This window comes from bacterium, from assembly GCA_024226335.1.
Taxonomy (GTDB): Bacteria; Myxococcota_A; UBA9160; order SZUA-336; family SZUA-336; genus JAAELY01.
Genome location: JAAELY010000031.1, coordinates 1 through 2,018 on the forward strand (window position 1 = coordinate 1; position 2,018 = coordinate 2,018).

The following is a 2,018-nucleotide window of genomic DNA, read 5'->3' on the forward strand; positions in this document are numbered from 1 at the left end:
AGCAATACCGCGTTTCATTGAACATTCCGCGCGTGACCTTGTATGCCGTCGGCAACTCCAACCAGTCGCGGCTGTATACCGACGCAATTCCAAACGATCGCTACACGGAAGATCTCGTTGCCCCCGGTCAGATCGTTTTCACGACGACATCCAAGGGGTACATCATTGTCATCAACGGCCAACCGGCTTGGGTCTACGACCGCACGACCAGCAAGATCTTCTGCATCAACGCCCCCACCTAACATGCCAAACGGGCACCGCCAAGATCTTCCTCACGGCCGGCGAGATCTTTCGCGGCAATGGCGTGGGAGGTAGCGTCATTCTTGGTGACGACAAGGTGTGGAGCTACTCGGAGTCATCGGATTTCAAGAAAGGCCAGATGAGATGGTCGACCCGTCCCGACATTCAGAGCTGGAAAGACACGCACCTCGCCGCTTGGTACCTCAAATCGAAGGCGGCTTTGTCCCGTGGCGGTTTCGAGACCGGCACGGATATCGAGGTCCACAGGACGGACTATCGTGATTCCGGCCTGGCCACCAAGCGAAGTCACATGAAATCGGATGACGGAAATCCATCGACCAGCGCCTCATCAACCCTTCGGCCGGACGGTCCGACCATCGATCCCCGGCACCTGCCCTCGACACCGACTCTGGAAACCCTGCGGATCGATCCGAATCGTATTGCCAGAGACGAAGGCACGGCGATCGATCCCAGGTTCCGGTCGCGGACGCCGCAGTTGATACCGCCCATGATCGGTACCGGCGGGATCGTTGATGACGCACATACGTTTGATCCGCAATTTGGCCCTGCGGGTGGCATCAGCCGCGAAGAACTGGCCGAGCGGCTCTTGCAAGAGAGGCAGGAACGTGAACTTCAACGACGGAATTCGCTCGGCAATCCAACGCGTGACAGGACACTCGATCCGAGGTTTCTGGCAGACCGCTCGACCCTTCTCTCGCCCAAACAGAAGTGACCGCAACATAGCCGCCCGTCTTGGCGCGTGGTTTATTCTGGGATTATTTCCAGGAATTCAACACGCGGAGGTTGACGATGGCTCGACGGCGGAACTTGGAGCGAGACCGTTATTGGCGGGGAGTGATTCGCGAGCAGCGGGCGAGCGGACTGGGCATTTCCGCCTTTTGTCGTGAACACGAAGTGCCCCTGAGTTCCTTCTTCCAATGGCGTCGGAAGCTCCAGGAACGCCAACACCAGGACGAACCGGCTGCTGGAAGGAGCGAGGCACAGGAAGACTCCGTCGCCAAGTTCGTTCCCGTTCAACTCCACTCTCCGCCCACGGCCACGCGAGCAGGCTGTGAAATCGTGCTGGCGGACGGGTGCCGAGTCATCGTGCCGACGCAATGCGATGCCACCTGGCTGGGTCAGATCCTCGCGACGCTGAAGGAGGGGGCATGCTGAACTTCTCGCATCAAACACGCGTATTTCTCTTCTTGGAACCGGTCGACATGAGGAAGAGCTTTCGCGGCTTGTGCCTGCTGGCCGAGTCGGTGCTCAAGGAGGACCCGGCGTCGGGACACTGGTTTGCGTTTATCAATCGTCGGCAAGATCGACTGAAGTTGCTGGGGTGGGACGGGCAGGGCTTTTGGATCTGGTACAAGCGGCTCGAATCGGGAGCCTTCGAGAAGTCCACGGCGGGTCCGAATCGCCGGCAGATGGAGATCGACGTGACCCAGCTGTCGTTGATTATCAACGGCATCGACTTGGGTTCTGCGAAGCGACGACGACGTTATTCAAGAGCCGGCTGACGCGCCCCGAAAAGTTTTTTGAAAAAAGGTCGCCGATGGTCTTGCGCGATCGGCGCAGATGTGCATAATCTCACGCATCGTGGTTGAAGTCATGTCGCTTGTTGACGATGGAAATTCATTTACCGAGAATCGTTCGCGGGCCGGGCCGGCCGAGTTCTTCGCGGACTTCGACGGCGTCCTCGTGTCGGACGCCTACATCGGTTACGAACTTTTGGGTTCCACTTCGCAAGGCCGGATTCGGCTGGCGGGCTGCCA

The 2,018-nt window shown here is 58.7% G+C and carries 4 protein-coding genes; all 4 read left to right on the forward strand.

Translation table 11 applies throughout. From position 1 onward, the window contains the following. Positions 1-242: hypothetical protein (locus tag GY725_01560; protein MCP4002859.1), on the forward strand; the 242-nt coding region annotated here is incomplete at its 5' end. A gap of 137 nt (positions 243-379) precedes the next feature. After that, entirely contained in the window at positions 380-973 is a 594-nt protein-coding gene (locus GY725_01565; protein MCP4002860.1) for a hypothetical protein, read from the forward strand. Between the two features lie 77 nt (positions 974-1,050). After that, entirely contained in the window at positions 1,051-1,416 is a 366-nt protein-coding gene (locus tag GY725_01570; protein ID MCP4002861.1) for a transposase, read from the forward strand. Further along, positions 1,410-1,763: an IS66 family insertion sequence element accessory protein TnpB gene (gene tnpB, locus GY725_01575; GenBank protein ID MCP4002862.1), complete on the forward strand. Its 354-nt coding sequence runs from the start codon at positions 1,410-1,412 to the stop codon at positions 1,761-1,763. Before GY725_01570 ends, tnpB begins: the two co-directional genes overlap by 7 nt. Positions 1,764-2,018: the final 255 nt, after the last annotated feature.